General features: G+C 62.9%; 6 protein-coding genes and 2 pseudogenes. 2 read left to right on the top strand and 6 right to left on the bottom strand.

The window, feature by feature from the left end; all coding sequences use genetic code 11:
• A partial coding sequence (locus WCB02_RS18095; protein ID WP_423960089.1) for a rhomboid family intramembrane serine protease occupies positions 1 to 776 on the bottom strand: 776 nt, incomplete at its 3' end.
• A gap of 237 nt (positions 777 to 1,013) precedes the next feature.
• Here WCB02_RS18095 and WCB02_RS18090 point away from each other — a divergent pair.
• Positions 1,014 to 1,502, top strand: a complete 489-nt coding sequence (locus tag WCB02_RS18090) for a hypothetical protein (RefSeq protein WP_423960088.1) — start codon at positions 1,014 to 1,016, stop codon at positions 1,500 to 1,502.
• A 45-nt stretch (positions 1,503 to 1,547) separates the two neighbouring features.
• Positions 1,548 to 1,649, top strand: a pseudogene (locus WCB02_RS18085) (transposase); the annotation flags it as partial.
• Between the two features lie 135 nt (positions 1,650 to 1,784).
• On the opposite strand, the gene WCB02_RS18080 reads toward WCB02_RS18085, so the two are convergent.
• The 5 genes and pseudogenes from WCB02_RS18080 to WCB02_RS18060 form a co-directional block, all read right to left on the bottom strand.
• Positions 1,785 to 1,931: a hypothetical protein gene (locus tag WCB02_RS18080; RefSeq protein ID WP_423960086.1), complete on the bottom strand. Its 147-nt coding sequence runs from the start codon at positions 1,929 to 1,931 to the stop codon at positions 1,785 to 1,787.
• Between the two features lie 13 nt (positions 1,932 to 1,944).
• Positions 1,945 to 3,606 carry a hypothetical protein gene (locus tag WCB02_RS18075; protein WP_423960084.1) on the bottom strand — a complete coding sequence of 554 codons (1,662 nt, stop codon included), beginning with the start codon at positions 3,604 to 3,606 and terminating at the stop codon, positions 1,945 to 1,947.
• 456 nt (positions 3,607 to 4,062) lie between these two features.
• Positions 4,063 to 4,380 (bottom strand): annotated as a pseudogene (locus WCB02_RS18070) (hypothetical protein); the annotation flags it as partial.
• A 496-nt stretch (positions 4,381 to 4,876) separates the two neighbouring features.
• Complete coding sequence (locus WCB02_RS18065) at positions 4,877 to 5,104, bottom strand: DUF1427 family protein (RefSeq protein ID WP_423960083.1); 228 nt, start codon at positions 5,102 to 5,104, stop codon at positions 4,877 to 4,879.
• A 556-nt stretch (positions 5,105 to 5,660) separates the two neighbouring features.
• Positions 5,661 to 7,382: hypothetical protein (locus WCB02_RS18060; RefSeq protein ID WP_423960080.1), on the bottom strand; the 1,722-nt coding region annotated here is incomplete at its 5' end.

Below are 7,382 nucleotides of genomic sequence, written 5' to 3'. Positions count from 1 at the left end.
GCAGCATGATCCTCGGCGCGCGGAACCGGGTCGAACAGCGAGAACAGTATCAGCCCGGCAAGAAAACCGCCGATATGCGCCTGCCAGGCCACCACGGTGCCGCCTTCCATGCCGATCGCGATCGAGTAGACGCCGAAGATGATGTTGACGCCGAACCACACCACGAGAAAGCCGAGCACGCGGCGGTCACGCAACGCGCGCATCAGCGACAGCGCCGGTACTTTTGCCGCGACATCGGCGTCGCCGCGGCTGAAGGAGAGAAAACTGCCCTGCACGAAGGCAAAGCGGATCGCGGCCGCCATCGCGCCCGACACCGAGGCCGAGGCGCCGATCATCGGCGCCGCCGCATGCTCATGGGTGACGAGATGCGCGAGCGCGCCGGCCACTGCCGTCACCGCCATGAACAGGAAGAAGCGCAGCGCGCCGAAGCGGCGCGCCAGCGCGCTGCCGAACGGCAACAGCCACAGCACGTTGAAGCCGATATGGGCGAGATTGGCGTGCAGCAGCGAATAGGTCACGAAGGTCCAGACCTTGGCGCCCTCGCCGCCGGGAAAGCTCAGGTCGAGCAACCCGGAATCGTAGCGTTGCGGAATGAAGCCGAACACGAGGATGGTCCAGTCCTCCCACTCCGCGGGCAACAGCACGCGCAGATGGATGATGGCGAGCAGCAGAATGTAGGCGGTGAGCGCGGGCGGCAGGGTCAGGATCGGCTCACGCGGAACAGCCGGCGGCTGGTCCGGCAGCGGATCCTGTGGAGGTTCGTAAGGAGAATCCAAGGGGCCGGACACCTCAAAACGCAGCGCGATGCTGCCGATCGTCTCAGATAGGCGGCTTTCGGCCCGGTGTGCAAGGCACAAATGGGTGGGTTTTGGGGGTATATAACCGAGGGTATGAACAAGCGGGAGCCATGAATGCGGGGAATCGTTTTGCTGATTGGAGCGCTCGTTGCCTTGACGGGACCAGCCGATTGTCAGGTCTTGTCGTGGCAGGGAGTCGGACCGGTGAGGCTCGGAATGACGGTCGAGGAAGCGCAGCGTGCGCTCATGACCCCATTGAAGCCGTTGGATATCCCCTTTTCGGAGGAGTGCTGGATGACCCAACGCGCCGACGGCAAGGATCCGGCGATCTCCTACGAAGTGCAGAAGGGTAAGATCGTCGTCATCTACGTGGTCCCTAATCCTCGGAAACAGGAGACGACGAACGTCACCGATACGCGCGGGATCGGAATTGGCGCCATGGAATCCGACATACGCAGAGCATACGGCCAAGTGAAGATCGCGTTTGCACCATACTTCAGCAAGGAATCTGAAATTGAAGCGGCGAAAGTGCGCGCCAGGCTTGGCGTAAAGAGTTCCGAGCCCGTTCCATCGCCGCAATACACCGTCGAAGTCGAAAGTCCAGACCATCAGCGCGCCATCATCTTTACCACGCAGGACAGCAAGGTCATTGACCTCGCCACGGGCTTCAAGCCAGCAGTCGGGGAGATGGAGGCGTGTAGTTAGCCCGCGTCGATGGGGTAGCGGACCGGCCGGCACCGGCGAGACCGACATCCCGGCAGGATCTCAAAGATCGGCGACGCCAGCGTCCGAGCCGCGCTCTACGAGGCGGCTCTCGTCATCTTGACGCGGCCGGTCAAGGGATCAAACCTCGCCACCCGGATCGCCAGCTCGTAGGACGGGTTGGAGCGAAGCGTAACCCGCCATCGCTCCATGCGACAGGAGATGCCACTCGGCTGCGAATTTGCAAGTCGTGTCCGCGTCATCCGCGGATGGCGCAAAGGCGGGTTACGGCTTCGCCTCCGACCCGCCCTGCGCGACTGCGTCGTCTTCACGGTCGACCTGCATGATCGACGGCAAACGCTGCTCGTTGACGAGATCGGCGGCTTGCAAGCGGCGGATTACGCCCATCGGGCTCGCGCCCGATGGGCTCAATCCGCCCTATCCGCTACTGGAACGGATAGTACCGCAGCGACGACAGCACGACGTTGTCGTTGGTCGAGACCGGACCGGGCACGCCGTCGAACGATTTGCGCCTGATGTATTCGTACTGCAATCCGGTCGCGACGCGGCCGTAATCGCCCTTGTAGAGATTCTGCCAGAAGCCGACGGTGGCCATGTCGACTTCCTTGTTGACCGCGGCACAATTCGAGGTGCCGCCGGTGAACGAGGCGCCGGTCACGATGTCGCAGCCGGCATTGCTCAGCGTGGTCAGGCCAAAGCCGGTGACGCCCGCCGCGGACGTGAACAGCTTGCTGTCGGCTTTTTCCATACCGGCATAGCCATAGACGTCGAGGCCGGCCCAGGGATGGCCGATCGCGCCGACCAGGGCGTGCAGGGCCGTGATGGTCTGCAGCGAGCCGTCCGATCCGACGACGACGTCGGAGAGCTGGCTCGCGCCGTAGCGGCCGATGCCGTTGCCGTACAGCACCGAGCCCTGCAGATCGAGATACTTCGGAACGACGGGCAGCAGGGCCGATGCGCCGACGCCCTCGCCGACCGTGACATGCGAACTGGCGCTGCCGACATTCGCCGTGCTGGTCGGGCAGACGCCCGAGGCCGGCACCAGCGCCGGGTTGCAGGTGAAGACGCTGTCGGTGAAGAAGCGGGCGAGCCCGAACAGTTCGTAATGGCCGAAGCCGGGATCGAACGCCGCCTTGCCGATGATATCGGGCGCGGTTTCGGTGTTGAAGTTGTTGGCGAAGGCGCCGCTGCCGAGGAAGCTGCCGCCAGCATTGGCCCAGTTCACGATCAGCCCGTTCAGCGAGCCGCCATTGGCGATGGCGCCGGCGCTGGCATAGACCTGGGAGGCCGGGTTCTCGATCGAGAGGCCGAGCGAGACCGCCGAACCGAAATCCTTCACCACGCGGATCTGCCAGTTCCTGGTGTAGTCGAAACCGGCGATGTAGTTCGCATCGATCGTCAGCGGAATGTTTTCCTTGCGCGGCACGATGCCGACCGTGTTCTGGGTCAGCAGGCTCCAGGATTGGCCGGCCAGGACATGAAAACCCCAATCGGTGTTGTCGTAGGTGAGATAGCCCTGGCGCAAGCGCGGCGCCCAGCTGTTGCTCTGATTGTAATTGGAGGTAATGCCCGCTCCCAGGAAATCCATTTCGTAGTAGCCCGCGAGTTTCTGCGCGGGATCGAGCGCGCCCTCGACCAGCAGCGAAATCCGGCTCTGCCGCGCGCTGCCCCGAAACTCGGGCTCGTTGTATTGCGGCGAGAACGGATATGGAATCGAGGTAAAGGGTGTTCCCATGTCGGCGACCGCATTGTGCTGCCGATAGACGCCTTCCGCCGCCAGGAAGCCGCCCCAGGTGAGCTTCACACCCGCCGGCATCGCGATCGGCGCCTTGAACGACGGCCGCCACCCATCGGCTGTCCCCGGGGCTGCGACCGGCGCAGAGGCGGTCTGAGCCGGCGCTTCACGCGACACTTTCTTGGATTCGCTGACCTGCTTCTGCAGGCTCTGCAGCTGGCGCTGCAGCGCGTCGATCTGATGCTGCAATCGCTCGGTCTGCGCGTCATCCGCCATCGCGCAGGCCGGCGCCAGCATCGCGCCGGCGAAGACGCCCAGCAGCAGTTTCTTAACTTTGGTCCGATTGATCATCACAAGTCTCCAATAAGTCGGCAAACTCCTGCCGAAAAAAAGACACGCGACGATCCTAACGAGTGCATTGCAACACATTTGCAATGCAACGGTGACGACTTTCCACGGAGCCGCGCGGTGTTGTTGTTGCGCAACAAGCCAATGCCACCTGATCCGGAATCTTGGTAGCAGACGCGCTCGGTCCTGATCACGCGCGGCGCATGACTTCGTGATCGCTGCGGCATGCATGATTGATATGCAAACAGGACGCGCAAATGGCAGGGCGCTTCGAGCATCGTCGATGCCGATCATCGCCGCGCGTTGATACGCCGTGACAGCCTGTTCGCGTCACTCCTGTTCGCGTCACTGCGGGTTCGACGTCAAACGCTGCGACGGCCACTGACGAAAGACGGCCACTGACGAAAAAGAGGCGGTCGCCTGACCGCCTCTTCCTCGATCTCGGTTAGCCGTCGCCTCTCACTGACAGGGATGACGGAGGCCATCGGCACCCTTGAAGGATGTGCCGGGCGTGCAGACGAAACCGTTGCGCTCGGCATAGCTCTGCTGGGACCAGCCGTTGTTGTTCCAACCATTGTTCCAGCCGTTGTCGTTCCACGCGCTGTTCCAGCCGTTGTCGTTCCAGCCGTTGGAACCGTTGTTGTAATAGCCGTAAGAATCGGCCGCCCGGAACGGCGCGGTCACAATCGCCCCGGCGGTATCGGCTGCGCCGGCGGCGATGCCGCCCGCCGTTCCGATCGCCGCGCCGGCAACTTCGCCCGGCCAGAAGCCCGGACGCTGTTCACCCGGACCACGGGGTTCGTTGGTGCGGTCGCGGTCATTCATCGCTTCGCGTGGCGCGGTCCTGCTGGCGCGGGAGGCGGAACGAATGTGATGACGGCGTTGATGGCTGGCGGTATCGGGCCTGTTGGCGTCGGCCCTCGCGGCCCTCGGCGTGCCGCTGCTGTCATTGCTGGGCATCGGGTAGGTCGCGCAGTTCGGATCATATTGGGCACAGCCCGCAGCATGCGCGATCGAGGGAAGCGCAGCGGTGGAAGCAAGCATCGCCGCGGTGCAAAGGACAGTCAGTTTCGTCATGGGGACTCCATCGTTTGGTTTTGCCTCAACGTTAAGGACGACGATGGAGCCGCGTTCCCGTCCAGGCCCCGCATCTCACCCAGCCGTGAAGTGGCGGATTTGGGAACGGTTGCTCTGGAACAATACCGGATGGGCGCCGCAACTGGCGGGTATGGCCGTGTCTTGCCCTCTGTCCTTGCCGACAGCTTGCCGGCGCTCAATCGGGTGAGGACGAGCCCTGAACGCGACTCCCATCGTGCGGGACGGAGCTCTGAGCCGGTGGCGCGAAACGGCTCCTCACCATGTCGACCGCCTGCTGCCCCAGCAGCATGCCGAACAGGCCAACCAGCGCGATCATTGGCGGGGCTGGAGAGCGAAAGTTGACGAGACCGTAGGCCACGCCCGCCGCGAGGCCCATCAGAAGAGAAACGAGATAAGCTGTCATCGCCAAGTTCCTGATTGAGTTCCTGATTGAGTTCCTGGTTGAGTTCCTGTTCTCGCACGGATCCTCTGCGCCGCGCATCCTATCCGCCGCGCGCGGCACGCCGTCGAGGCGCCGTATCTCGCCGGCCATGAGCGCCTGCGGCTCGCCCGGCGTCATCTGCACGACCGCTTGGCGGTTCCGCACCGCGCCCGGGCCGGAAGGAGATCAGGGTCTCGAAGGCCTCGGTCCGTCCCTGGGGCGCTGTGGGATGTCGCCGAGGATCTCGAATCCAGCCGCATCGTCGAATGCCTGGCGGATTTCTGGTGCGACGGCATCGAGCTGTTCGCAGCCTTCTGCCCGGCCAGCCGATCCCGCCGCGGATCAGGCCGTTCGTCGAATTCATCGCGGCCGTGCGGCCGCGGGACGGGCAGAAACGCGAAAATACCGACTGAGGCGCAGCGCGTTCTGATTCAGCGCGGCGAATTGATCGGTCTCGCAAGAGCGCAGCGGATTGCTCCGCCGCGCTCGTCGCCTTCACGGCGACTATGGCCGAGCCCGATTTTACTCAGCGACGCGGCTATTTCAGCGCGCGCGGCCACGAATCCGAACGCGGCCACAACAATTTGCTCGTTGCATATTCCCGGCAGATCTCCTTGATCCAGGTCGGCGCCGTTCCATCGCGAAAATCGGCCAGAAATTCCCGCCCCATCCTCGTCTCCAGGCCCAGCGCCTCGGCGATGAAGCGACCGATCTGGTTGTCGTTAGGCGTTGCACCGCCATAGCCGAAGACATCGCGCAGAAACGGCCCAGCATCCTGGGACCGCACGTCGCCTTCCTCAATGAGGCCGTCTGGCAGCACCCCCGGAACTGGCGGGACGACATTGGCCAATGGCCGCCATTCGTTGACGTCGAATTCCCGATCTTCCTCCCGAAAAAACACCACGCCCAGCGATTCCAGAATTCGCAGGGAAACTTCGATCGTTCGGCGACTGCATTTGTCTCGCGGATTGGTTCGAGCACTCGGTTGCCAATTCGCTAGCACCGCCTCGATCGTAATTCCATCATCGAATCCCCTGATGCACTCCGACACGGCCAATACGACCTGCCTCAGGGAAGGAGCATCGGTCGCGATCGGCTCCGAACGGAAACGAGCTTCGGCCAGATCCCATCCGTCCCGTTCGTAGGCACCTTCCCAGGCTTCCACGATGCTCCGATCCCGTCGAACAAGCTGAAACAGGATCGCGAAAAGGCGTGCCAGCCTGAACAGGGAGCCGCATTTTTCCGAAGTGAGCACTTCTCCGAGCTTCAGGGAAGCGCGTATATCGACCGGAAACGCGTCGAGCGCCTCCAGCGCCATCCTGTACGCCTCCGCCGGCTCCCCGAACTCCATCAGGAAAGCGCCGATCTTCGGATAGCCCTCTTCGTCCAGCGCAAAGGACGAACTCGCGGGTTCAAGCTTGAAGCACCTGGACGGCAGCGGATCCGATTGCAGGTCGACGGATGCCGGCAAAGACATGTGTGAATCGGCAAACAGCGACCTGAAGGAAATACTCTCCCGCGAACGATCGGACAGCAGGAAGGCGAAGCCGGGATCATGCTTTCCCAGAACCGCATCGTCCTTCGCATGCGCCATCTGCTCGCACCATGCCGCCAGGCGGGTCCATTCGTTCGGCAACACCATGACGAACCCGCTGCCGAGATCGCCGCTCCCCGCACTTCCCTTCTGAACGAGTGCCTTGGCCTTGAATGCATGCCTCACCAGATGTTCCCGATAGCTCCGCAATGCCCGAGGCCACGCTTCGCCAAAGGTGCCGCAGGTGTTGTTGCTGAGCCAAGCCCAGCAGGCTTCCAGCACTTCTTCGTTCGTCTTGTCGACGACGCCCAGTCGATGCCCCAGAATGGCAGCGACTTCGCCGACCTCATGGGCGGCAAGGTAGGCCATCAGACGGCCTGGAATATTGCTTGATGTCAGCCTGGTCTTCCAGCCGTGCACATCAGCGGTATGGATCGCGATGCCCAGCGGGCGCCCTCCGGCACGTGCCACCGCGGCAAAGGGCTTCAGGTGGCTCAACCCGGTTGGAATCAGAAATTCTCCGGATGGTTGCGTGTCCTCACCTTTCCGAAAGCTGGGATCGAACAATAGTGGTGTCGTCTTGTCGGCCGTGAAGCGAATGTCCGCCGTGATCAGGTCGACAATCGTGCCCTCGTTATACTGCGCCCAGAACTCGATTGCGGATTGCCAATCGTTGATCCCGTGCTTGCGCCCGCCCCCGATGGCAACCGACTCGATGAAGTCGGT

This window comes from Bradyrhizobium sp., assembly GCF_049581145.1.
GTDB lineage: Bacteria > Pseudomonadota > Alphaproteobacteria > Rhizobiales > Xanthobacteraceae > Bradyrhizobium.
This window is presented reverse-complemented; position numbering and strand designations above follow the sequence as displayed.